The 23,528-nt window shown below is 71.3% G+C and carries 20 protein-coding genes; 14 read left to right on the top strand and 6 right to left on the bottom strand.

Annotation, left to right across the window (positions count from 1 at the left end; all coding sequences use genetic code 11):
• The first annotated feature begins 56 nt into the window (after positions 1-56).
• Positions 57-1,337 (top strand): MFS transporter, encoded by a 1,281-nt coding sequence (locus O7614_RS02800; protein ID WP_278136927.1) that lies wholly within the window; start codon positions 57-59, stop codon positions 1,335-1,337.
• 13 nt (positions 1,338-1,350) lie between these two features.
• Here O7614_RS02800 and O7614_RS02805 read toward each other — a convergent pair whose 3' ends face one another.
• The gene (locus tag O7614_RS02805) at positions 1,351-1,707 is read right to left on the bottom strand and encodes an STAS domain-containing protein (protein WP_179781714.1); all 357 of its coding nucleotides are present in this window, start codon (positions 1,705-1,707) and stop codon (positions 1,351-1,353) included.
• A 163-nt stretch (positions 1,708-1,870) separates the two neighbouring features.
• Between O7614_RS02805 and O7614_RS02810 the strand changes: the two genes are divergently transcribed.
• Genes O7614_RS02810 through O7614_RS02835 form a run of 6 tightly spaced genes read left to right on the top strand, consistent with a single transcriptional unit; the run spans position 1,871 to position 7,462 of the window.
• Positions 1,871-2,731: an STAS domain-containing protein gene (locus O7614_RS02810; RefSeq protein WP_278136928.1), complete on the top strand. Its 861-nt coding sequence runs from the start codon at positions 1,871-1,873 to the stop codon at positions 2,729-2,731.
• Complete coding sequence (locus O7614_RS02815) at positions 2,731-3,141, top strand: STAS domain-containing protein (protein ID WP_278136929.1); 411 nt, start codon at positions 2,731-2,733, stop codon at positions 3,139-3,141. Before O7614_RS02810 ends, O7614_RS02815 begins: the two co-directional genes overlap by 1 nt.
• Positions 3,138-3,557, top strand: coding sequence for an anti-sigma regulatory factor (locus O7614_RS02820; protein WP_278136930.1), 420 nt, complete (start codon positions 3,138-3,140; stop codon positions 3,555-3,557). Before O7614_RS02815 ends, O7614_RS02820 begins: the two co-directional genes overlap by 4 nt.
• Positions 3,554-4,567, top strand: a complete 1,014-nt coding sequence (locus tag O7614_RS02825) for a SpoIIE family protein phosphatase (protein WP_278142129.1) — start codon at positions 3,554-3,556, stop codon at positions 4,565-4,567. The genes O7614_RS02820 and O7614_RS02825 overlap by 4 nt, the downstream gene beginning before the upstream one ends.
• Positions 4,564-5,919, top strand: a complete 1,356-nt coding sequence (locus O7614_RS02830) for an ATP-binding protein (RefSeq protein WP_278136931.1) — start codon at positions 4,564-4,566, stop codon at positions 5,917-5,919. Before O7614_RS02825 ends, O7614_RS02830 begins: the two co-directional genes overlap by 4 nt.
• A gap of 13 nt (positions 5,920-5,932) precedes the next feature.
• A complete protein-coding gene (locus O7614_RS02835; protein ID WP_278136932.1) occupies positions 5,933-7,462 on the top strand; it encodes a SpoIIE family protein phosphatase in 1,530 nt (509 codons plus the stop codon).
• 22 nt (positions 7,463-7,484) lie between these two features.
• On the opposite strand, the gene O7614_RS02840 is transcribed toward O7614_RS02835, so the two are convergent.
• Positions 7,485-8,312: an AraC family transcriptional regulator gene (locus O7614_RS02840; protein ID WP_278136933.1), complete on the bottom strand. Its 828-nt coding sequence runs from the start codon at positions 8,310-8,312 to the stop codon at positions 7,485-7,487.
• Between the two features lie 31 nt (positions 8,313-8,343).
• Here O7614_RS02840 and O7614_RS02845 point away from each other — a divergent pair, with 31 nt between their 5' ends.
• From O7614_RS02845 to O7614_RS02860, 4 genes are all read left to right on the top strand, one after another.
• The gene (locus tag O7614_RS02845; protein ID WP_278136934.1) at positions 8,344-8,925 is read left to right on the top strand and encodes a TIGR03086 family metal-binding protein; all 582 of its coding nucleotides are present in this window, start codon (positions 8,344-8,346) and stop codon (positions 8,923-8,925) included.
• Positions 8,926-9,107: 182 nt separating this feature from the next.
• A complete protein-coding gene (locus O7614_RS02850; RefSeq protein WP_278136935.1) occupies positions 9,108-9,644 on the top strand; it encodes a PadR family transcriptional regulator in 537 nt (178 codons plus the stop codon).
• Positions 9,641-10,342 (top strand): ABC transporter ATP-binding protein, encoded by a 702-nt coding sequence (locus O7614_RS02855; RefSeq protein ID WP_278136936.1) that lies wholly within the window; start codon positions 9,641-9,643, stop codon positions 10,340-10,342. The genes O7614_RS02850 and O7614_RS02855 overlap by 4 nt, the downstream gene beginning before the upstream one ends.
• Entirely contained in the window at positions 10,339-11,871 is a 1,533-nt protein-coding gene (locus O7614_RS02860; protein WP_278136937.1) for an FtsX-like permease family protein, read from the top strand. Before O7614_RS02855 ends, O7614_RS02860 begins: the two co-directional genes overlap by 4 nt.
• Before the next feature lie 41 nt (positions 11,872-11,912).
• Here the strand turns inward: O7614_RS02860 and O7614_RS02865 are convergent, their stop codons facing one another.
• Together O7614_RS02865 and O7614_RS02870 are read right to left on the bottom strand one after the other, a co-directional pair.
• Positions 11,913-12,098, bottom strand: a complete 186-nt coding sequence (locus O7614_RS02865; protein WP_278136938.1) for a hypothetical protein — start codon at positions 12,096-12,098, stop codon at positions 11,913-11,915.
• Between the two features lie 80 nt (positions 12,099-12,178).
• Entirely contained in the window at positions 12,179-14,275 is a 2,097-nt protein-coding gene (locus O7614_RS02870; RefSeq protein ID WP_278136939.1) for a S9 family peptidase, read from the bottom strand.
• Between the two features lie 96 nt (positions 14,276-14,371).
• On the opposite strand from O7614_RS02870, the gene O7614_RS02875 reads away from it, so the two are divergent.
• Entirely contained in the window at positions 14,372-15,730 is a 1,359-nt protein-coding gene (locus O7614_RS02875) for an FAD-binding oxidoreductase (protein WP_278136940.1), read from the top strand.
• A gap of 10 nt (positions 15,731-15,740) precedes the next feature.
• Here the strand turns inward: O7614_RS02875 and O7614_RS02880 are convergent, their stop codons facing one another.
• Positions 15,741-17,816, bottom strand: coding sequence for a SpoIIE family protein phosphatase (locus O7614_RS02880; RefSeq protein WP_278136941.1), 2,076 nt, complete (start codon positions 17,814-17,816; stop codon positions 15,741-15,743).
• A 361-nt stretch (positions 17,817-18,177) separates the two neighbouring features.
• On the opposite strand from O7614_RS02880, the gene O7614_RS02885 reads away from it, so the two are divergent.
• Positions 18,178-22,545 (top strand): HAMP domain-containing protein, encoded by a 4,368-nt coding sequence (locus O7614_RS02885; RefSeq protein WP_278136942.1) that lies wholly within the window; start codon positions 18,178-18,180, stop codon positions 22,543-22,545.
• Positions 22,542-23,096, top strand: a complete 555-nt coding sequence (locus tag O7614_RS02890; RefSeq protein ID WP_278136943.1) for a response regulator — start codon at positions 22,542-22,544, stop codon at positions 23,094-23,096. Before O7614_RS02885 ends, O7614_RS02890 begins: the two co-directional genes overlap by 4 nt.
• A gap of 17 nt (positions 23,097-23,113) precedes the next feature.
• On the opposite strand, the gene O7614_RS02895 is transcribed toward O7614_RS02890, so the two are convergent.
• Positions 23,114-23,449, bottom strand: coding sequence for an STAS domain-containing protein (locus O7614_RS02895; protein WP_278136944.1), 336 nt, complete (start codon positions 23,447-23,449; stop codon positions 23,114-23,116).
• Positions 23,450-23,528 lie beyond the last annotated feature (79 nt).

The following is a 23,528-nucleotide window of genomic DNA, read 5'->3' on the forward strand; positions in this document are numbered from 1 at the left end:
TGGCACTGGTTACATCACCGGTCCCAAATTCATCCCATGATTGTAGGTTAGCGGTCATGACCCCGCCACCCACCGCCGCTCCGGCGCCCCCCGCCCCCGCCGCCGTCGACACCCGCCTAGCCGACGGCCCGGGTGCGGTCCGGCGGACGCACCCGGCAACCGGCGGCGCGCTCGTGCTGGTCGGGATGCTGCTGGTCGCGGTCAACCTGCGGGCCGTGGTGACGAGCCTCGGCGCGCTGCTCGACGAGGTCCGCGACGGGCTGGGCCTCTCCGGTGCCACCGCCGGTCTGGTCACCACCCTGCCGACCATCGCGTTCGCCGGTCTCGGCGCGCTCACCCCGTGGTTGGTACGCCGGGTGGCGCCGGCCCGGGTGCTGGTGGTCGCCATGCTCGCCCTCGCCGTTGGTCAGGTGCTCCGGGTCGTCACCGACTCGACCTGGGTCTTCGTGCTCACCAGCGCGCTGGCGCTGTCCGGCATCGCGGTCGCCAACATCCTGCTGCCGATGCTCGTCAAGCAGCACTTCCCACACCGCACCGGCCTGGTCACCGGGGCGTACACGATGGCGTTGACAGTGGGCACGACGCTGGCCGCCGCCACCGCGGTGCCTATCGCGCACGCCTTCGGGTCCTGGCGGGCCGGGCTCGGCATCTGGGCCGCGATGGCCGCGGTGGCCGTACTCCCGTGGGTGCCGCTGGCGCTGCGGACCCGGACGGGCGTGCGGCGGGCGACTCCGACGGCGGTCGCCACCGCGCCAGCGCGGATCCGGCCGGCACGGACCCGGCTCGGCTGGGCGATGGCCGCCTACTTCGGGGCGCAGTCGCTCAGCGGGTACGCGATCATGGGCTGGTTGGCCCAGTTGTTCCGCGACGCCGGCTACCAGCCGGAGTCGGCCGGGCTGCTGCTCGCCGGGGTGACCGCGCTCGGTGTGCCGATCGCGCTGCTGATGCCCACCCTGGCCGGCCGGCTGGGCAGCCTGCGTCCGCTGGTGCTCGGGCTGACCACCGCGTCGGCGTTGGCCTACCTGGGGTTGGCGCTGGCGCCGCGTGGTGCCGCCCTGCTCTGGGTCGCGCTGCTGGCCATCGGTCAGGGGGCGTTCCCGATGATCCTGACCGCGATCGGTCTGCGCGCCCGCACCGCCGAGGGAACGGTCGCGCTGTCGGCGTTCGCGCAGAGCACCGGCTACGTGATCGCCGCCCTCGGCCCGCTGATGGTCGGCATCCTCTACGAGGCCACCGGCGGTTGGACCGCCCCGATCGGGTTCCTGCTGGGCGCTCTCGCCGTGCAGACCACGGCGGGCATGGCGATCGCTCGTCCGCGCTACGTCGAGGACGAGTGAGGAACGGCTGCGGTCAGGAGGAGGCTGGCGTCGATTCGCCGGCGACTGCCTCGTCCACCGTCGGATAGGTGTGCAGCACCTCGACCAGCCCGCTCACCTCGAGGATGCGCAGCACTCCCCGCTGTGGCGCCGCCAGCCGGACCACGCCGCCCGCCTCGTCGCAGCTGTTCTTGGCGCGGACGAAGACCGACAGACCGGTCGAGTCGCAGAATGAGACGTCCGCCAGGTCGAACACCAGCCGGCTGCGGCCCTTGTCGAGCAGGTCGGTGATCTGGTCCTGAAGCTGCGGTGCGGTGGCCATGTCCAGCTCGCCCGCGACCGACACGACGACCACGTCGCCGCGCTGTTCCGTGTGCACCGTCAAGGACATTCGCCAGACCTCCTGTTATCGGGGGAACGGTATCCCACGACCGGGGTCGAACGCAGAACGGGAGCCGGGATCCGGTGGCCATCGTCATTCCGTTGCTACGGGGCAAGTAGTTGATCAGCCCTCGGTGATAGAGTCCGCCCGGTCCAGGTCAAGGGGGTTCGAAATGGCGTTGAGCACCGAAGAAAGTGGTCGGCTCGCCGCGCTGCTCGGCGGGCAGGCCGAACGGGTCACGACTCGGTGGACCGAGATCGTCACCAGTTCGTTGCGGGGCCGGCTGAGCCAGGCCGAGTTGCGTCGTCAGGTCGAGGACCTGCACCGTGCCATCGTCACCACCAGCGAGCAGGGCACCATCGACCTGTCCGCCGACAGCGCCGCGGAACTGCGGGCCGCGCTCTCCGAGCTGTCCCGTGGCCGGGCCCGGCAGGGCTTCTCCGCCAGCGAGACCACGATCAGCATCTTCGCGCTGAAGGACGTGCTGGCCGAGCTGGTGCAGGAGGACGGCGGCCCGAACGCGCTGCACGACTACGTCTCCTTCTCGAAGCTCGTCGACGAGATGGGCCTGTTCACCTTCGAGAGCTTCGTCCGGACCCGGGAAAGCCTGATCGCCGACCAGGCCGAGCAGCTGCTCGAACTCTCCACCCCGGTGGTCAAGCTCTGGGAGGGCGTCGTCGCCGTGCCGCTGGTCGGCACCCTGGACTCGGCCCGGGCCCAGGTCGTCATGGAGCGGCTGCTGCAGACCCTGGTCGACACCAGCTCGCCGTACGCGATCATCGACATCACCGGCGTACCGGCGGTGGACACCCAGGTCGCCCAGCACATCCTGAAGACCGTGGTGGCCGCCCGGCTGATGGGCGCCGACTGCATCATCTCCGGCATCCGCCCGCAGATCGCGCAGACCATCGTGGCGCTCGGGATCGAGTTCGGCGACATCGCCACCAAGGCGAGCCTCGCCGACGCGCTGCGCCACGTGCTGCGGCTCAACGGGGTGGAGACCGCCCGTCGCCAGCCGCGCCGGGACGCCTGATGGAACGGGTGCCGATCCTCAAGATCGGCGACATCCTGCTCGTCTCCATCCAGCTCGACATGTCCGACCAGACGGCGGTCCAGCTTCAGGAGGACTTGGCCGAGCGGATCGTCGCCACCGGCTGCCACGGCGTCATCATCGACATCACCGCGCTGGACATCGTCGACTCCTTCGTCGGGCGGATGCTCTCCACCATCGCGTCGATCTCCAAGGTGCTCGACGCCGAGACGGTGGTGGTCGGCATGCGGCCGGCCGTCGCCATCACCCTTGTCGAACTCGGGCTGTCACTCAACGGCATCCGCACCGCGCTGAACGTCGAGCGTGGCATGGAGCTGATCGCGGCGGCCCACGCCGACGAGCTCGACTACCAGCTCGACGACGAACCGGACGCCGAGACGGCCACGCCGTGACCGCGGGCGTCGACCTGGGCCAGCCGCAGGCGCAGTCGGTCCGCAGCGATGAGGACGTGGTGCGCGTCCGGCAGTTGGTCCGCGCCGTGGCGGTGGCCAGCAAGCTGTCCCTGGTCGACCAGACCAAGCTGGTCACCGCGGCGAGCGAGTTGGCCCGCAACACCCTGGTGTACGGCGGCGGCGGTTCGGTCGAGGTGACGGTCGTGGACAACGGCCGACGCAAGGGCGTGCAGATCGTGTTCGCCGACTCCGGGCCGGGCATCGCCGACCTCGACCTGGCGATGACCGACGGCTACACCAGCGGCGGCGGCCTCGGCCTCGGCCTCAGTGGGTCGCGCCGGCTGGTCGACGAATTCGAGATCGAGACGTCGGCGGAGACCGGCACGCGGATCACGGTCACCAAGTGGTCCAGGTGAACGCCGACGCGGTCACCGACAGTGGCATCTGGTTCCGGGTGGAAGCCAGCAGCGCGGCGAGCGCCGTCCGACGTGCCGCCGAACGGCTCGGTGCGCAGGTGGAGATGGGGGCGGCGCGCATCGCCGACCTGGCCATCGTGGCGGCCGAGTTGACCAGCAACCTGGTCAAGCACGCCGACGAGGGTGTCCTGCTCCTCCGGCCGGTACGCCGCGCCGGGCAGGCCGGTGTGGAACTGGTGGCCATCGACGCCGGGCCCGGCATGGTCGACCTCACCGTCTCGTCCCGGGACGGGCACTCCACCGCCGGCACGCTCGGCATCGGTCTGGGCGCCATCGTCCGGCAGGCCAGCTGGTTCGACGGATACTCGTTGCCCGGCCGGGGCACCGTCCTCGCCGTGCAGGTCTGGCCGGCCGAGGCGGCGCCGCCGTCCTGGGCCGGAGCCCTCAGCCGACCGTTGACCGGCGAGACGATCAGCGGCGACGGCTATGCCGTCCGGGTCGTCGACGGGCGGCACCAGGTGCTGGTCAGCGACGGGTTGGGGCACGGCCCGCTGGCCGGGGCCGCCACCGAAGCGGCGCTGGCCGCGTTCCGCGACGCCCCCGCCGGCCCGCCGGCGATGGTGGTCGGTCACCTGCACCGGAGCATGTCGCACACCCGGGGCGCCGCGCTCGCCGTCGGCGAGCTGATGCCGGAGGCCGGTGTGCTGCACTACGCCGGCCTGGGCAACATCTCCGGCGTGATCGTCGACGGTGACGGCCATCGCCGAGGGCTGGTGTCGCTGCCCGGCATCGCCGGCCACCAACGGCCGACAATCCGCGAGTACGACTACCCGTTCGGTCCCGGCGCCCGGCTGGTGATGCACAGCGACGGGGTGGTCGACCGGTGGCGGATGGCCGACTACCCGGGCCTGGCCGAGCGATCCCCGCTGGTCATGGCGGCGACCCTGCTACGCGACGCCGGAGTGCGCCGCGACGACGCCTGCGTACTGGTCGCGAGGTCCTGGGCATGAGCGGGGCCGCGCTGCCGCTGCTGCAGATGGCGCTGCGGGTCGAACAGGACATCTTCGTGATCCGTCAGCGGGGCCGTGAGGTGGCCGCCGTGGTCGGCCTGGAACACCAGGACCAGGTGCGGATCGCCACCGCGCTCAGTGAGGTCGCCCGGGATCTGCTGCGGACGACCGGAGGAGCGGACGTCTCGTTCCACGTCGACGCGGCCGCCGACGGCCGCTTCCACCTGCGCGCCGACCTGGCCCCGGTGACCCCGCTGCCGGACGGCCGCTACGAGCCGCAGTCCGGCGCGGTGTCCCGACTGGTTGACACACTGAGCGTGTCGACCGTCGAGGGGGTTACGGTCGTGAGGATGTCCCGACGAGTCCCGGCCAACGCGCCGACGCCGACCCCGGAGCGGCTCGCCGAGTTCCGTACCGAACTCGGCCAGACCGCGCCGGCCAGTGCGCTGGACGAGCTGACCGTGCAGAACGGGCAGCTCATCGCCGCACTCGACGAGGTGCGCAGTCAGCGCGACGAGCTGGCGGTGCTGAACGAGGAGCTGGCCGAGACCAACCGCGGTGTGCTGGCGCTCTACAACCAGCTCACCGAGGAACTCGAAGAGACCAACCGCGGCGTCGTCGCCCTCTACGCCGAGCTGGACGAGAAGTCGGCCCAACTCCGTGCCGCGAGTGAGTCGAAGAGCCGGTTCCTGGCCAACGTGAGCCACGAGCTGCGCGCCCCGGTCACCGCGATCATCGGCCTGGGGCGGTTGCTCACCGACTCCGCCTCCGACCCGCTCACCGACGAGCAGGGCCGCCAGGTCGATCTGATCCGCTCGTCGGCGGCGGACCTGCTCAACCTCGTCAACGAACTCCTCGACCTCGCCAAGGCGGAGTCCGGCCGGATCGAGCCGGACCTGACCGACGTCGACCTGCGCCCGGTCTTCGGTCAACTGCGCGGCACGCTACGCGCGCTGGCCACCCGACCGGACGTGGAGCTGGTCGTGGAGGAGCCGGCCGTGCCGGCCCTGCTGCGCACCGACGAGGTGCTGCTCGGCCAGGTGCTGCGCAACCTGCTGCACAACGGGTTGAAGTTCACCGAGCGCGGCCAGGTGCGACTGAGCGCCCACCGGCAGGATGACCGGTGGAAGTTCGAGGTCAGCGACACCGGGCCGGGCATCGCCCCCGAGCTGCACGACCGGATCTTCGAGGAGTTCTACCAGGTGCCCGGTGCCACCCGGGTCGGCGGCACCGGCCTCGGTCTGCCGTACGCCCGGCGGTTGGTGACGCTGCTGGGCGGGACGCTGCAGCTGACCAGCGCGCCGGGCGAAGGCAGCACGTTCACCGTCTCCCTGCCCACCGGCCGGGCGTGACAGCGTGGACGGCATGCCGACAACCATCCTGGTGGTCGACGACAGTCGTACCAAGCGTTACCTGTTGGTCAGCTGGCTGACTCGGGCCGGGTTCACCGTGCTGGAGGCCGAGAACGGCGCCGAGGCGTTGGCCCGGGTCGAGGCGGACCGGATCGACCTGGTGGTTCTCGACGTCCGACTGCCCGACGTGAGTGGCTACGAAGTCTGCGAACAGATCAAGGCGCGGCATCCGGCGATGCCGGTGATCCACGTGTCGGCGCACGCCGTGGACGTGGCCGACCGCGCCCAGGGGTTGACCCGGGGTGCGGACGCGTACCTGACCGAGCCGATCGAGCCGGAGGAGCTGATCGCCACCACCCGGGCGGTGTTGCGCTACTACCAGGCCCGGCAGCGGGCCGAACTGCTCGCCGAGCGGTTGCTCGGGTTGGCCGACACGACCGTGGCCGTGCACGCCGCGCCGACCTTCGCGCGCCTGCTGGAGGCCGCCGCCGAGGGTGCCGCCCAGATCTTCAGGAGCCCGGCGGCGGTGATCGCCGAGACCTTCGACGGCGACTGCCTGGCCGGCGTCTGCGCCGGTCCCGGCGCGGTGGCCGCCGTGGTGCCGTGGGTCGTCGACGACACCGGGGTGCCCACCGGTGCCACGGTGCGGGTGGAGGCCCCGGAGAACTGGGCGCTCGTCGACTGGCCGGCGGACGACACGGTGACCGTCGCCGCCGCCCGGCTGCGCGAGGATCGGGCCCCGCTGTACGTGGTGGTCCCGACCGCCACCCAGACCGCTCAGACCCCGGTGCTCAAGCAGTTGGCTCAGGCGGTGGCGGCGGCCGTCGAGGGGCAACGCTCGTTCGACGAGGAGCACCGGATCGCGGTCACCCTCCAACGCAGCCTGCTCCCGCGCGGTCTGCCCACCGTGGCCGGCCTCGACCTCGCGGTGCGCTACGAGCCGGCGAGCGCGCAGACCGAGGTGGGCGGCGACTTCTACGAGTTGGTGATGCTCGACGGGCATCTGCTGCTCGCGATCGGCGACGTCGCCGGCCACTCGCTGCACGCGGCGACCGTGATGGCCGAGCTGCGGCACGCGGTGCGGGCGTACGCGGTCGAGGGGCACCAGCCCGGCGAGATCCTGCACCGGGTCAACGAGCTGATGCGGACCCTGCTGCCGAACGAGCTGGCCACGCTCTGCGTACTGCTGCTGCATCCACCGACCGGACGGGTCCGGCTGGCCAGTGCCGGGCACCTTCCCCCGCTAATGGTCATGGACGGCAAGGTCGATTTCGTGCAGCACTCCGCGCCGCTGCTCGGCGTCCGCGCCCCGCGCCCCGCCGACCTGGAGTTCGTGCTGCCGGCCGGGGCCACGCTGGTCTTCTACACCGACGGGCTGATCGAGCGACGGGACGCCACCATCGACGAGGGGATGGCCGCGCTCGCCGCGCTCTCCGCCACCGTCGACGATGACCTGGACCGCTTCTGTGCCCGGTTGCTGGTGGAGCTGGCCCCACCGGAGATCCAGGACGACGTCGCCGTGGTCGTCCTGCGCCGCCGCTGAGCTGTCGGCTGTCTCGGCTTCCTCAACGCACCGAGCGGGCGTACGCGGCGGGGGACATCCCGGCCACGGCGGTGAAGTCTCGGACCAGGTGGGCCTGGTCGCTGTAGCCGAGGTCGGCGGCGAGGTCGGCCCAGCGCAGCGGGCCACCGGCGGCCTGTTCGACCGCCTCCTGGAGCCGGTAGCGGCGGATGACCCACTTCGGCGCGACCCCCACGTACTCCATGAAGAGCCGCTGCAACCGGCGGACCGGAACGTCGTGCCGCGCGGCGAAGTCGTCGACCCGCAGCACCGTCCGGTCGGTGCGGATCGCCTCGGCAAGCTGGATGGCCTCCTCGGCCATCGGGTCCGGCTCCGGCTGCCAGGCGCTGAGGAGGGCGTCCAGCGCCCGGCAGCGCTCGTCGTCGCTGGCCGCTGTTGGCGAGAGCCCCGAGGGCCTGCCCGCGCACACCAGGACGTCCGGGCGGGTCAACCGGCCGGCGGGCAGCGGCACCCTACGGCCGGTCAGCTCACTGACCGGGCGCTGCCAGAACGGGTGGAAGCCACCGGGGCGGAACTGCACCCCGGACACCCGGCCGGTGCCGCTGAGTGTGATCCGGAACAGGTCGAGGCCCACTCCGGCCACCTCGCCGGACTCGGGCCCGTCGCCGTCCCGTTGGAACACCACGTTCACCGACGGGTGCGGCACGACCCGTTGCTCGAACGGATCGCGCAACGTCCAGTCGATCAACCAGTAGTGCTCGACCCACTGGCGCAGCGGCTCCGCCGGCAGGTGTCGGCGGAAGCGCACCTCGCGCAGCATGCGCCCGGGGTCGAGAATTCCCCGGCTGTCGCCACGCGGTCGCTGTCGCATTTGTTCAAGACCACCCTCATACGCTGGCCCTATGTCCACTCAGACTAGCGAGCTGCTGGCGGCCGCCGCGCCGCGAACCGTCGATGTCGTACGGGGTGTCTACGACGACCAGTTGGACCTGCCCACACCGTGCAGTGACTACCTGGTCCGTGATCTGCTCAATCATCTCTTCCAGGTGGTGGTCAACTTCCAGGACCTGGCCGAGAAGCGACAGGTGGAGTGGCTCGAGAAGCCCGACCACCTGGGCGACGGCTGGCGGGACCGGTTCGAGGTGGAGACCGGCCGGTTGATCGCCGCCTGGTCGGACCCGTCCACATTGGAGGGCGTGTCACCGGGCATGGGCATGCCGCAGTCCGTCATCGGCGGTATGGCCCTGCTGGACCTGACAGTGCACGGCTGGGACCTCGCGGTCGCCACCGGCCAGCCGTACCAACCGGCCCCGGAGGCGGTGGCCGAACTGCACGCGCTGGTGGAGCAGTTGGGCCCCACCGCCCGCAAGATGGGCGTCTTCGCCGACCCGGTCACCCAACCCACCACCCCGACCGACAGCCCCGACCTGGCCCACCTCCTGACCCAAACCGGCCGCACCCCCACCTGGCCCCAGACCCCCTAACCCCACCCCCACCCCCACCCCCACCTCCACCCCCACCTCCCTCCCGGCCTCAATCCCCGTGGGTGATCATGAAGTTATTGCTATCGACGTCGGCGTGTCCGGGCAACAACTTCATGATCAACGGGATGGGTGGGGTGGGTTTTGTATTGACCGGGGTATTCGCTGGGTGAATAGTGGGTGGGGTGTCCACGCCGCATGTTCTGCTCGGGTTGCTCGCCGGGGGCAGCCGACACGGCTATGAGCTGAAGCGTGCGCACGACGAGCGGCTGCCACGGGCTCGACCGCTGGCCTTCGGGCAGGTCTACGCCACGCTCGGCCGCCTCGAACGCGACGGGCTGGTGGCCGCCGCCGGGCAGGACCGGGTGGCCGGGCCGGATCGCACGGCGTACGCGCTGACCGACCAGGGGCGGGACACACTGGACCAGTGGCTGTCCGCAGTGGAACCGCCCATGCCGTACGTGGCCAGCACACTCTTCGCCAAGGTCGTGGTGGCGCTGCTGGTCGCCGACGTCGATCGGGCCCGGTCGTACCTGATCGCCCAGCGGGCCGCGCACACCGCGCGGCTGCGCGAGCTGACAGTGGTCAAGACCGACCCGGTCGCCACCCTCAGCGACGTGGTCGCTGCCGATTTCGCGATCGCACACCTCGACGCGGATCTGCGGTGGCTGCACGCCACCCTGGGCCGGGTCGCCGACTGGCACCGGGAGGTGCATCCGTGACGCAACTCCAGGCTCGCGGCGTGGTCCGGGCGTACGGCCCGACGCCCGCGCTGCGCGGCGTGACGCTCGACGTGGCCGAGGGCGAGATCGTCGCCGTCACCGGGCCGAGCGGCTGTGGCAAGTCGACACTGCTGCACTGCCTGGCCGGGATTCTCCGGCCGGACGCCGGCGAGGTCACCTGGCGCGGGCACCGCATCGACACTCTGTCGGAGGCGGCACGATCCCGGCTGCGGCGCACCGAGTTCGGGGTGCTGTTCCAGTTCGGTCAACTGGTGGCCGAGTTGACCGCCGCCGAGAACGTCGCTCTGCCCCTGCTCCTCGCCGGCACGGGGCGGCGAGAGGCACGGACGGCGGCGTTCACCTGGCTGGAACGGTTCGGGGTGGCCGAGGTGGCCGACGTCCGGCCGGGTGAGATGTCCGGGGGCCAGCAGCAACGCTGCGCCACGGCGCGGGCGCTGGTGACCGAGCCCCGGGTGCTCTTCGCCGACGAACCGACCGGCGCACTGGACACGCTCACCGGCGAGCAGGTCCTCACCCAACTGGTCCGGCTCGCCCGTGAGCAACGTACCGCCGTCGTGCTGGTCACCCACGAGCCGCGGATCGCCGCGTACGCCGATCGGGAGGTCGTGCTGCGCGACGGCCTGGTGGACCACACCGGCCTGGGGCTCGACGTCCCGCTGGCCGGCGGTGCCCGGTGAGACCGACGACGCTGGCCCGCCTCGCGCTCGCCGGCACCCGCACCGACACCGCCCGGGTGGCGCTCACCGCGCTCAGCGCCCTGCTGGCGACCCTGGCCGGGCTGACGGCGCTCACAGTGTTGGCCATCCCCACCCCGGCGGTGACGGTTGACAACCCGAACAGGTTGTCGGAGCAGTACCACAACGCGCTGTTGGCGGAGCCCGGGTTGCGCGGCGGTACGGCGTTCGCACTGCTGATGCTGATGATCCCGGTGCTGGCGCTGGCCGGTCAGTGCGCCCGGCTCGGCGCACCGGCCCGGGACCGCCGGTTGGCCGCGATCCGGCTGGCCGGCGCCACACCCGGGCAGGTCACCCGGCTGGTCGTGCTGGAGACCGGCGTGGCCGCCCTGCTCGGCACACTCGTCGGGTTGGGTGTCTACCTGGTCGGCCGCGACCTGCTGCACCGGCCGGACGCGCGGGGTCAACTGGCCCTGCCCACCGACGTGCTGCCGTCGACCGGCGCGCTGGCTGGGGTGGTGCTCGGTCTGCCGGTCGTGGCGGCGCTGGCCACCACCCTGATGCTGCGTACGGTCACCACCAGCCCGCTCGGGGTGACCCGCAAGGCAGCCCGCGAACGTGGTCCAGGCCCGTGGGCCGGGCTCCTGATCGGGTTCGGCGTGGTGTCGTTCGCGGTGATCCGTCCGGTGGCCAATCAGCTCGACGACACCGGCGAGTGGACCTGGCTGGTGCCGCTGCTCTTCGCGGCGGGTTCGTTGGCGGCGATGCTCGGGGTGGTGATCGGCACCGGCTGGATCTCGTACCACTGCGGGCGGTTGTTGCGCCGGCACGCCCGCCGTGCCCCGGCGTTGCTCGCGGCGGGCCGGCTGATGGCCGATCCGTGGGCGGGCAGCCGCACGTTCGCCGCACTCCTCGCGGCGTTGATCTTCGGCGGGGGTGCGGCCGCTCAGCGCGCCTACTTCGCCACCAAGGACCAGCTCGACCGGGAGCAGAGCCGACTCGCCGGTGCGGGCGACGGTGGCGCCAACCCCTTCTACCTGTCGACGATGGATCTCGTCGACGGCGCGATCGCCGTGGCCGTCCTGATCGCGACGGGCGGGCTGATCGTCGCGCTGGTCGAGGGGATCGTCGCCCGTCGACGTGCCTACGCCGCGTTGGTCGCCACCGGGGTGCCCCGCGCCACGCTGAGTCGTTCGGTGGCCTGGCAGGCGTTGGCGCCGGCCGTGCCCGCGATCCTGCTCGCGCTCACAGTGGGCACGCTGCTCGGCCGAGGGCTCGTGGCAGAGGTGTCAGCGGGTGGCGGGTCGACGTTGGTCTGCGAGGCCACGGCGGCGCTCTGTGACGACCCTGCCACCAGGGAGCAGTACTCCCGAATCGTGTACTTCCCCGAGGTGAACCGTGCCGTTCCCGTACCCCTGGAGCACCTGGCGTGGCTCGGCGCCGGCGCCGTGGCGGCGGTGCTGGTGACGGTCGGTGTCGGCCTGCTCTTCCTGCGTGCCAGCACCGCCCTGGACGAGCTGCGGACGACCTGAACCGGGGTGGTCCCACCGGTCGGCCTGACCCGCCGGCCGGGTCAGGCGCTGAGCAGGCCGGCGGAGAGCGCGATCAGCGTGCCGGCCACGGCCGAGCAACAGCAGACCAGGAGGCCGGCTACCGCGGCGAGGATCAGCCAGACCCGGCGATCCCGTGCCACCGCAGCCACGCTCGGTCGGCGGACGTCCTCGAAGGCCCTGTCGTCACCATCCGTAGCCCCGGTCATCCCGGAAGTCTAGGCCCCGACCTCCGCCGCGACCCGAAAGGCCGGGCCGCGCGAACGCGACCCGGCCATGATCGGGCTGGTCAGGCGCGGCCGATCCGGTCCAGGATCCAGGCGTTGATGAACGCCTCCTCGCGCCAGGCGTCGTAGCGACCGCTCGGACCGCCGTGCCCGGCGCCCATCTCGGTCTTGAGCAGGTAGTCACCGCCCGGGGCGACAGCCCGCAGCCGGGCGATCCACTTCGCCGGCTCCGAGTAGAGCACCCGGGTGTCGTTGAGGCTGGTCACCGCGAGGATCGCCGGGTAGTCCACGGCGGTGACGTTCTCGTACGGCGTGTAGGACTTCATGTACGCGTACACCTCGGGATCCTCCAGTGGGTTGCCCCACTCCTCCCACTCGGTGACGGTCAGCGGCAGCGACGGGTCGAGGATCGAGGTGAGCGCGTCCACGAACGGCACCTGCGCGACGATCCCGGTGAAGGCGTCCGGCGCGAGGTTGGCGACGGCACCCATCAGCAGGCCGCCGGCCGAGGCGCCCCGCGCCACCAGCCGGTCGCTGGCCGTCCAGCCGGCCTTGACCAGGTGCCGCGCGCAGGCGACGAAGTCGGTGAAGGTGTTCTTCTTGGCCAGCATCTTGCCCTGGTCGTACCAGCGCCGGCCCAGCTCTCCACCGCCCCGGATGTGTGCCACGGCGAAGACCACGCCCCGGTCCAGCAGGGACAGTCGGGCCACCGAGAACCACGGGTCCATGCTCGCCTCGTACGAGCCGTAGCCGTACAGCTCGCAGGGCGCCGAGCCGTCCCGGGGCGTGCCGACGCGGCAGACCAGGGAGATCGGTACGCGGGTGCCGTCGTCGGCGAGTGCCCAGTCGCGGTGCTGCTCGTACTCGGCGGGGTCGTACGGCCGGCCGTCCGGCCCGGGCAGCACCGGCTTCTGCTTACGCAGCACCATCTGCCGCGTGACCAGGTCGTAGTCGTACACCGAGTCGGGGGTGACCAGGGAGGAGTAGCGCAGGCGGACCTGTCCGGTGCGGTACTCCGGGTTGGCGTCCAGCCCGACGCTGTAGAGCGGCTCCGGGAAGTCGATGTCGTAGGAGTCGTCGCTGCCGACCGGCAACACCCGCAGCCCGGTGAGGCCGTCGGTGCGCAGTGACACCACCAGGTGGTTGGCGAAGGCGTCCACGGCCTCCAGCCGGGTGCCGGGGGTGTGCTCGATCACCGGCACCCAGTCGCCCGGCGCGTCCGCCGAGGTGAACGCCAGCGCGAAGTCCTCCGCGCCGTCGTTGTGCAGGATCAGGAAACGGTGGCCGTGGTGTTCCACGGCGTACTCGACGCCCTGGCGTCGGGGCGCGATCACGGCCGGCGCGCCGGTCGGGTTGCCGGCGGGGATCACCAGCACCTCGCTGGTCACCTTGCTGTGGATGTCGATCAGGATGAACTTCTCCGAGCGGGTCAGCTCCACACCGACCCAGAACCGCTCGTCGTCCTCCTGGTGGACCACGACGTCGTCGGCGGCGGCCGAGCCGACGGTGTGCCGCCACACCCGGTTCGGCCGCCAGGCGTCGTCCACCGTCACGTAGAACAGCACCGACGCGTCGGACGACCAGGCGGTGCCGTAGAAGGTGTCGGGCACCTCGTCGGGCAGCAACTCGCCGGTGGTCAGGTCCTTGATGCGCAGGGTGAACCGTTCGTCGCCGGAGAAGTCGGTGGAGTAGGCCAGCCAGCGGCCGTCCGGGCTGACGTCGAACGCGCCCAGCGAGAAGAAGTCGTGCCCCTCGGCCAGCAGGTTGCCGTCGAGCAGCACCTCCTCACCGTCGAGCGGGGCACCGTCGGCGCTGACCGGCGGGTCGATCTCACCGTCGCGGACCGCGCGGCGGCAGTGCACCCCGTACTGCTGCCCCTCGACCGTCCGGGTGTAGTACCAGTGCCCGCCCTTGCGGGTCGGTACGGACAGGTCGGTCTCCCGGGTCCGCTGGCGGGTCTCCTCGAACAGTGCGGCGCGTAGTTCGGCCAGGTGGACCGTGCGCGCGTCGGTGTACGCGTTCTCGGCGGTCAGGTAAGCGATCGTCTCCGGATCGTCCTTGGCGGCGAGCCAGGCGTACTCGTCGATGACGGTGTCGCCGTGGTGGGTGCGCTCGCTGGGCACCCGCTTCGCCGCGGGCGGGGCAGTCTCGGTGGTCACGGCGGCCACGTTACCGGCCGGCACCGGCCGCACGCCGGACCCGCGGCATCCTGATAGTCCTCACCACGTCTTTCGAACACATGTACGATAGCCGCCATGGCGGCAGCAGCGAGTTCCCTCGGCCGGTCCGGAGCCCTCGAGATCACCCGACGATTGGCGGCCATCTGCGGGCCACCGTTCACCCGGCCGGGTGGGCCGGCCGACGAGGTGGCGGGGCGGCCGGCGCGTTGGGTGGCGGTGCCGGGCGGCCCGCACGCCGCAGCCGAGGTGCTGAGGCTGGCCGCCGCGCACGACCTGGCGGTGGTGCCCCGGGGTGCCGGCACGAAGATCGACTGGGGTGCCACACCGGTGCAGGTGGACATCATGCTCGACACCGGGCGGTTGGCCGGCATCGGTCACGAGCCGGTCGGCGCGCTGGTGGCCGAGGTGGGTGCCGGCACCCCACTGCGCGCGGTGCAGGCCACCTTGGAGCGCACCGGGCAGCGGCTGGCGATGGACGCCCCGTCGCCCGGCGCGACCCTGGGCGGGGTGCTCGCGGCGGGCGAGGCGGGCCCGCTCAGCCACCGGCACGGCAGCCCGTGCGACCAGCTGCTCGGCGTCCGTTACCTCGCCGCCGACGGTGAGCTGGTGAGCGCCGGGGGTGGCGCACCCGGGCTCGACCTGGCCCGGCTGCTCTGCGGCTCCCAGGGCGCGCTCGGCGTGCTCGTCTCGGCGAGCCTGCGGGTGCAGTCGGTCCCGGCGAGCCGGCTCTGGGTGTCCCGTCCGGTGTGGACACCGTTGGAGGTGCACGACCTGGTCCGGACGATCCTCGCCGCCCGACTGGAGCCGGCGGCCATCGAGCTGGACCTGCCCGGAGGCGCGCCCCGCCCGCGCACGCCGTACCCGGCAGGGCACCCGGCCGCCACCGCCCGCGAGCGCCACCCGTCGATGTCCGGGCGGGCCGGTGCGCCGTCGAGGGCCGGCAGTCTGGTGGTGCTGTTGGAGGGCGGGCCCGCCGACGTCACCGAACGCGCCGAGCGCCTGGTCGGTCTGCTGCACGGGGAGGCGACGATCGCGCACTCCGCGCCGACGTGGTGGCGTCGCTACCCGTTCGCACCCGGCGACACGGCACTGCGCCTGGAGGTGCCGATCGGCGACCTGCACGCCGCCGTCTACGCGTTGCGTGACGCGGCCGGCACGCCGGTGCCGGTGCGCGGCTCCGCCGGGCTGGGCGTGGTGCACGCGGCGCTGCCCGGAGCGCTGGCCCCCGACCGGGTGGCGTCCATCCTGACCGCCGTCCGCGGTGTGCTGCTGGCCCGGCAGGGCCGCTGCGTCGTGGTCTCCGCTCCGCCGGCGGTCCGGCGTGCCGTCGACCTCTGGGGCGAGCTGGCCGGCCTGCCCCAACTACGGGCGGCCAAGGAGCACCTCGACCCGGAACACCGGCTCGCACCCGGGCGTCTCCCGGGCGGTCTGTGACGCGCGGCGGTCAGGGCGCGTCGTTGCGGAGCACCAGGACGGCGATGTCGTCCCGGGGCGGCTCGACCGAGAAGTTGATCGCGGCGGAGCGCAGCCGGGCGGCCACCACGTCGGCCGAATACCCCGCCAGGGGCGCTGCCGCGTCCCGCAGGCGGTCGGTGCCGAACAGTTCCCGGCCCCGTCGCCGCTCGGTGACGCCATCGGTGTAGAAGATCAGTGAGTCGCCGGGCGCGAGCGCGATCTGCGCCGTCGGTGAGGTGATCGTGTCGAGCAGGCCGAGTGCGGTGCCGCCGGTGCCGACGAACCCCGCGCCGCCCGCCGCGGACAGCAGGACCGGCCGGTCGTGCCCGGCCAGGTGCAGCGCCACGTCGAGTTTGTCGCCGCCGCCGGGCCCGACCGCCGCCAACGCCAGCGTGCAGTACCGCCCACCACCCCGCTCGACGAGCGTCTCGTTGAGCCGGGCCAGCACCTCCGGCAACGGTTTACCGTCGCCGACCAGCACCCGGATCACATCCCGGACCAACCCGGTCACCGCGGCGGCCTGGACACCCTTGCCCGACACGTCACCGATCACCACCAGCCAACGCCCGTCGGGCAGCGGCACCACGTCGTAGAAGTCGCCCCCCACCTCGGCGTCGTCGCCGGTCGGCACGTACTCGGCGGCGAAACCGATGCCGTCCACCACGGGAAGCACCGGCGGCAGCAGAGACTGCTGGAGCGTCTGCGCCACGCGACGGCGCTCGGCGTGGATCCGGGCGTTCTCGATGGCCAACGCGGCACGCCGGGCCACGTCCTCCAACACGGCCACCTCGTCCGGGTCGTGCCGGTGCCGCTGGTGCCGCCCCACCGCCAGGGTGCCGAGCCGCTGCCCGCGAGCGATCAGCGGCACCGCGAAACCCTCCATCGGCCCGCCCAGGGGGATCTGCGACGCGCTGCGCGACGCCTCGCGCAGGCGAGCCTGGATCGAGTCCGGCCCGGTCTCCGCCAACACCTCGTGCAGTTGCGGGAGCGTCGACTCGTCGGCGTGGCTGGCCGCCGCCAGCCGCAGCCGGCCCCACTCGTCGGTGGTGTGCACCGCGCACCACTGGCCGAGCCGCGGCACCACCAACTGCGGCACCAGCGCCATGGTCAGGTCGACGTCCAACGACTGGGCGAGCAGCTCACTCGCCTCGGCAAGGAACGTCAGCCACACCTGCCGGCGGACGTCGGCCCGGCGCAGCCGGTCGTTCTCCAGGTGCAGCGACAGACGCTCGGCGGTCAGCACCGCCAACGGCCGGGCGTACGCCGACGGCGCGGCGTCCAACTCCAGCTCACCGGCGTACGGGCGGTGCACCGTCAGTGGCACCCGGAGCAGCTCACTGCCGGGGCGGGGCGGTCGACCGAAACGGGCCAACACCTGGCGTCCCTGCCCGTCGCCCCGGTCCAGCCGGATCGTGCCGCCGGCCGCACCCACCATCTCGGCGACCCGGCTGAGGAGGTTGGTGGCGAAGTCGGGCAGCGGGTCGTCCGCGTACAGGTCGGGCGCGGTCTGCATGAGTTCGCTCATCGCGCTGGCACTCGGCGCGGCCCGGTCCGCTGTCGTACCCGGGCCGGCGCTGGTCGGGCCGGACGAGTGACCGGCGATGCCCTCGGCCGACGTCTCGGCGCCGGGGCGGTCCAGTCGAAACCAGACGCCCTTTCCGGTGGGCAGGTAGGTCGTGCCCCAGCGGCTGGCGAAGTGGTCCACCAGCAGGAGGCCCCGGCCTCGCTCGGAGACCTCGTTGATCTCGGCGGAGTCGTTGCGGGTGCCGACGGTCAGCTCGTCGCCCGAGCCGGGCGCGAAGTCGGAGACGGTGACGGTCAGCCCGACCTCGTCGGCGACGACCTCGATGTCCAACTCGGTGCGGGCGTGCTCAACGGCGTTCGTGGTCAGCTCGGTGGTCAGCAGCAGGGCCTCGTTGGCCAGCTCGTCCAGGTGTGACTCGGTCAACACCGAGCGGACCACGGCACGGGCGGCGGCTGGCGTACGACGATCTGCGGGCAGCCGCACACGCCGGACCGCCCCGTCCCGGGCTCCGGTCGTCGCCGTCCCCGCCTCGGCTGACACCCCCGTATCCTCCACCGTCCGCCTGCCGGGTGCCAAGCCGATCACCCCCGCGCGCCCTCCACCGGGCGAATGGAGCACCAACCGTGCGTTGCCGGATGCCCACTCCGACTCCGTCTCGGCCCGACCGCCCTCGGGAAACGGGCCCTACCCGCCGTACTCCACCGGATGTGCCGGCCAGGCGGGTTGGTCACGACTGCGAGGTCTGCGACGGACGTACCCGATCGGCCCTCATCGAGCCGGTTCCGGTGACGATCCCGGCCAGCTGGCGGGTCGCGCACCCTGGCACTACGGCTCGCGCGGGCACAATATGGGGTGCCGGCGTGTCCGCACGGACCGGCGCCCCCGAGTTGAGCGAGGAATGATGACCACGGCGAAGCAGTCGGTGGCGGATCCGTCCGCGCCCGACCACGAGGCGCTCCTCGGTGAGTTGACCGAGGCACTGCGACGGATCGGTCGCGGCGACCTGAAGGTCCGGCTCCCCCGCCGGGCGGGCGCGGCCGGCGAGGTGGCGGACGCCTTCAACGAGGTGGTCTCGCTCCAGGAGCGGCAGTACCTGGATCTGCGGCGGATCAGCCGGATCGTCGGTCGCGACGGTCGGCTCACCGAGCGTCTGGACGACGAGGGGTTGGACGGCTCCTGGGCGGAGGGGCAGCGGGCGATCAACTCGCTGATCGACGACCTGGGCCGACCGACCACCGAGATCGCCCGGGTGATCGTGGCGGTCGCGGACGGCGACCTGTCGCAGCACATGGCGTTGGAGATCGACGGCAGACCGCTGCGCGGTGAGTACCTGCGCATCGGGCGCACCGTGAACACGATGGTGGACCAGCTGTCCTCGTTCTCCAACGAGGTGACGCGGGTGGCCCGTGAGGTGGGCACCGAGGGCAAGCTGGGTGGTCAGGCGGATGTCCGGGGTGTCGCCGGCACCTGGAAGGACCTCACCGACTCGGTGAACACCATGGCGTCGAACCTGACCGGCCAGGTGCGGTCGATCTCGCAGGTGGCGACGGCGGTGGCGAAGGGTGACCTGTCGCAGAAGATCACGGTCGGCGCGCGTGGTGAGGTGGCCGAGCTGGCCGCCACGATGAACTACCTCACCGATACGCTGCGGCTCTTCGCCGAACAGGTGACCCGGGTGGCCCGCGAGGTGGGCACCGAGGGCAAGCTCGGTGGTCAGGCCGAGGTGCCGAACGTGGCCGGGACGTGGAAGGACCTGACCGACAGCGTCAACTCGATGGCTTCGAACCTGACCGCCCAGGTCCGCAACATCGCGCAGGTCTCGACGGCGGTGGCGCGCGGTGACCTGTCGCAGAAGATCACGGTCGCCGCGCAGGGTGAGATCCTGGAGCTGAAGGACACCGTCAACACGATGGTGGACCAGTTGTCGTCGTTCGCCGACGAGGTGACCCGGGTGGCCCGTGAGGTGGGCATCGAGGGCAAGCTGGGCGGTCAGGCCCAGGTGCGGGGTGTCTCCGGCACCTGGCGTGACCTCACCGAGAACGTCAACCAGCTCGCCGGCAACCTGACCAGCCAGGTCCGCAACATCTCCCAGGTCTCCACCGCCGTGGCGAAGGGTGACCTGTCGCAGAAGATCACGGTGGACGCCCAGGGCGAGATCCTGGAGCTGAAGAACACCGTCAACACCATGGTCGACCAGTTGTCGTCGTTCGCCGACGAGGTGACCCGGGTCGCGCGTGAGGTGGGCACCGAGGGCAACCTGGGCGGTCAGGCGCAGGTGAAGGGCGTCTCGGGTACGTGGCGGGACCTGACCGACAACGTGAACTCGATGGCGTCGAACCTGACCAGTCAGGTGCGCAACATCGCGTCGGTGACCACGGCGGTGGCGAAGGGTGACCTGAGCCAGAAGATCACGGTGGACGCGCGGGGTGAGATCCTGGAGTTGAAGTCGACGGTCAACACGATGGTCGATCAGTTGTCGTCGTTCGCCGACGAGGTGACCCGGGTGGCCCGTGAGGTGGGCACCGAGGGCAAACTCGGTGGTCAGGCCCAGGTACGCGGTGTCGCCGGCACCTGGCGCGACCTGACCGACAACGTGAACTCGATGGCGTCCAACCTGACCGCCCAGGTGCGCAACATCGCCCAGGTCTCCACGGCGGTGGCGAAGGGTGACCTGTCGCAGAAGATCACGGTGGACGCGCGGGGCGAGATCCTGGAGTTGAAGTCGACGGTCAACACGATGGTGGACCAGTTGTCGTCGTTCGCCGACGAGGTGACCCGGGTGGCCCGCGAGGTGGGCACCGAGGGCAAGCTCGGTGGTCAGGCGCAGGTGAAGGGTGTTTCCGGCACCTGGCGGGACCTGACCGACAACGTGAACTCGATGGCGTCGAACCTGACCAGTCAGGTCCGCAACATCGCGTCGGTGACCACGGCGGTGGCGAAGGGTGACCTGTCGCAGAAGATCACCGTCGACGCCCAGGGCGAGATCCTGGAGTTGAAGTCGACTGTCAACACGATGGTGGACCAGCTGTCGTCGTTCGCCGACGAGGTGACCCGGGTCGCCCGCGAGGTCGGCATCGAGGGCAAGCTCGGTGGTCAGGCGCAGGTGAAGGGGGTCTCCGGCACCTGGCGGGACCTCACCGAGAACGTCAACCAGCTCGCCTCGACGCTGACCACGCAGCTGCGGGCCATCGCCCAGGTGTCCACCTCGGTGACCCGGGGCGACCTGACCCAGCGGATCGCGGTCAAGGCGCAGGGCGAGGTCGCCGAGCTGAAGGACAACATCAACCAGATGATCGTCACCCTCCGGGAGACGACCAAGAAGAACGCCGAGCAGGGCTGGTTGGACTCCAACCTGGCCCGGATCGGTGGCCTGTTGCAGGGCCAGCGCGACCTCGGCGAGGTCTGCCGCATGATCATGACGGAGGTGACGCCGCTGGTCGACGCCCAGCTCGGCGCCTTCTTCCTGGCCGACGACGCCGACGGCAGCATGCGACTGCGGCTGACCTCCTCGTACGGGTACGTGGCGCGGGGCACCGACGTCACCTTCGGGCCGGGTGAGGGTCTGGTCGGGCAGACCGCGTTGTCCCGCCGCACGATCCGGGTCAGCGCCTCCCCGAACAGCCGGCTCACCCTGCGTTCCGGTCTGGCCGAGACACCTCCGTCCGACCTGGTGGTGCTCCCCGTCCTGTTCGAGGGCGAGCTGCTCGGGGTGATCGAATTCGCCAGCGTGTCGGCGTTCTCCGAGCTGCACCTCGCGTTCCTGGAGCGGCTGGTGCTCACCATCGGCATCGCGGTCAACACCATCCAGGCCAACCGGCGTACGGAGGAGCTGTTGGCCCAGTCGCAGCGTCTGGCGCACGAGATGCAGGAGCAGTCGGCGGAGTTGCAGCGCACCAACGCCGAGCTGGAGGAGAAGGCCACGCTGCTCTCCGAGCAGAAGGGCAACATCGAGACGAAGAACCGGGAGATCGAGCTGGCGCGGCTGGGTCTGGAGGAGAAGGCGCAGCAGCTGACCCGGGCGTCGGCCTACAAGTCGGAGTTCCTGGCCAACATGAGCCACGAGCTGCGTACGCCGCTGAACTCGTTACTGCTGTTGGCCCGTCTGCTGGCCGAGAACTCGGAGCAGAATCTCAGCCCGAAGCAGATCGAGTTCGCCCGGACCATCCACGGGTCCGGCTCCGACCTGCTGCGTCTGATCGACGACATCCTCGACCTCTCCAAGATCGAGGCGGGTCGGATGGACGTCGAGCCGACCGAGATCCGCTTCACCGAGCTGCGCGGCTTCGTCGAGCAGGCGTTCGCGCCGCAGGCCGAGGAGAAGAACCTCGACTTCCAGGTACGGGTGAGCAAGGACCTGCCGCCGGCGCTGGTGACCGACGCGCAGCGGTTGCAGCAGATCCTGCGCAATCTGCTCTCCAACGCGGTGAAGTTCACCGACAACGGTGCGGTGACACTGCGGATCGCTCCGGCGGCGGAGAACGCGGTGTTCGACGTGCCGGCGTTGACCAACGCCCAGCAGGTGATCGCGTTCACCGTGATCGACACCGGGATCGGCATCTCCGACGACAAGTTGTCGATCATCTTCGAGGCGTTCCAGCAGGCGGACGGCACGACCAGCCGCCGCTACGGCGGCACCGGTCTGGGGTTGTCGATCAGCCGCGACCTGGCCCGGTTGATCGGTGGCACCATCACCGTGTCGTCCGCGCCGGGTCAGGGTTCGACGTTCACCCTGTTCGTGCCGCAGGTGTTGGCCCCGGACGCGGTGGTCGCGCCCCAGTCGCCGTCTCCGCAGCGGGCCGGCCTGCCGTCGTCGCTGCTCATGCCGCCGTTGGAGCTGCTGTCGGAGCGGCCGGAGGCACCGGCCACCCGTCAACTGGACGGCGCCACCGTCCTCATCGTGGACGACGACGTACGCAACGTCTTCGCCTTGACCAGCGCGTTGGAGCTGCACGGTATGACCGTGCTGTACTCGGACAACGGGGCGGACGGTGTCCGCCTGCTGGCCGAGCATCCGGAGGTGGACATCGTGCTGATGGACGCCATGATGCCCGACCAGGACGGGTACGAGACCACCCGCCAGATTCGCCGCAACCACCGCTTCGCCGACCTGCCGGTGGTCTTCCTGACCGCGAAGGCGATGCCGGGTGATCGTGAGTCGGCGCTCGCTGCCGGGGGCAGCGACTACATCACCAAGCCGGTCGACCTGGACGACCTGATCGAGTTGATGTCGTCCTGGATCAACGGCAGCCGGACCGAGGAGACTTCGTGACCCAGATGGCCAAGGCGCTGCTCGTGGACGACCGGCGGCAGAATCTGACGGCCCTGGAGGCGATCCTCCAGGGTCTGCCGGTCCAGTCCGTCGCGGTGGAGAGTGGCGAGGCGGCGCTCAAGCAGCTCCTGGTCGACGACTTCGCGGTGATCCTGCTGGACGCGCAGATGCCGGACATGGACGGTTTCGAGACGGCGAGTCACATCAAGCGCCGCGAGCGGACCCGACACGTGCCGATCATCTTCCTGACCGCGGCCGACCGGGACGCCCAGCTCGCCCTACGGGGATACCAGGTGGGCGCGGTGGACTACCTGACCAAGCCGTTCGACCCGTGGGTGCTGCGGGCGAAGGTGTCGGTCTTCGTCGAGCTGTGGGTGAAGACCCGGCAGTTGGCTGCCCAGTCGGACCTGGTCCGGGAGCGCGACACGCAGTGGCGGAGGCTCACCGACGCGGTCGACGAGGCGACGACCCTGCTGCGCTCCGACGACGTGGAGGCACGGGACCGGGCGGTACGCATGCTGGAGCAGGCCCGCTGGGGCAACACCGCCTGACGCGGGGAGCGGGTGGGTCAGCCGGTGGGCTGGTCGTTGCGGATCATCAGGGCGCTGCGGAGGCCGGTGATGTCCAGGACCCGGATGAGGAAGTCGCCCACATGGGTCAACATCAGCAGACTCTGCGCGTGGCTGGCCTTGCGGCTGAGCACCACGAGGGTGCCCAGGCCCTGCGAGTCGCAGAAGGTGACACCACCGAGGTCGAGCACGATCCGCGGCGGCGGGTCGGCCAGTACCTCGTTGACGACGGTGGAGAGCTGGGCCGCCGTGAGCATGTCGATCTCACCGGCCAGGCGCAGCACTGCTTCGTCGCCCGTCCGGTCTAGCGTGATGGACAGTTCGGCACGATCCACCCGGTCAGCCTAGCGCGATCCGGCCGGTCCGGCCTGTTGAGGCCGTGAGCCGTCGCCGTGCCGGCCGTGAACCGTCGCC

It is taken from the genome of Micromonospora sp. WMMD961, assembly GCF_029626145.1.
Taxonomy (GTDB): Bacteria; Actinomycetota; Actinomycetes; order Mycobacteriales; family Micromonosporaceae; genus Micromonospora.

Bases quoted from the DNA above. Each gene is read 5' to 3' on its own strand.
- O7614_RS02865 (WP_278136938.1), bottom strand. From the start codon at position 12,098: ATGACCGGGGCTACGGATGGTGACGACAGGGCCTTCGAGGACGTCCGC.
- O7614_RS02835 (WP_278136932.1), top strand. From the start codon at position 5,933: ATGCCGACAACCATCCTGGTGGTCGACGACAGTCGTACCAAGCGTTAC.
- O7614_RS02885 (WP_278136942.1), top strand. From the start codon at position 18,178: ATGACCACGGCGAAGCAGTCGGTGGCGGATCCGTCCGCGCCCGACCAC.
- O7614_RS02805 (WP_179781714.1), bottom strand. From the start codon at position 1,707: ATGTCCTTGACGGTGCACACGGAACAGCGCGGCGACGTGGTCGTCGTG.
- O7614_RS02810 (WP_278136928.1), top strand. From the start codon at position 1,871: ATGGCGTTGAGCACCGAAGAAAGTGGTCGGCTCGCCGCGCTGCTCGGC.
- O7614_RS02840 (WP_278136933.1), bottom strand. From the start codon at position 8,312: ATGCGACAGCGACCGCGTGGCGACAGCCGGGGAATTCTCGACCCCGGG.
- O7614_RS02845 (WP_278136934.1), top strand. From the start codon at position 8,344: ATGTCCACTCAGACTAGCGAGCTGCTGGCGGCCGCCGCGCCGCGAACC.
- O7614_RS02830 (WP_278136931.1), top strand. From the start codon at position 4,564: ATGAGCGGGGCCGCGCTGCCGCTGCTGCAGATGGCGCTGCGGGTCGAA.
- O7614_RS02800 (WP_278136927.1), top strand. From the start codon at position 57: ATGACCCCGCCACCCACCGCCGCTCCGGCGCCCCCCGCCCCCGCCGCC.
- O7614_RS02815 (WP_278136929.1), top strand. From the start codon at position 2,731: ATGGAACGGGTGCCGATCCTCAAGATCGGCGACATCCTGCTCGTCTCC.
- O7614_RS02875 (WP_278136940.1), top strand. From the start codon at position 14,372: ATGGCGGCAGCAGCGAGTTCCCTCGGCCGGTCCGGAGCCCTCGAGATC.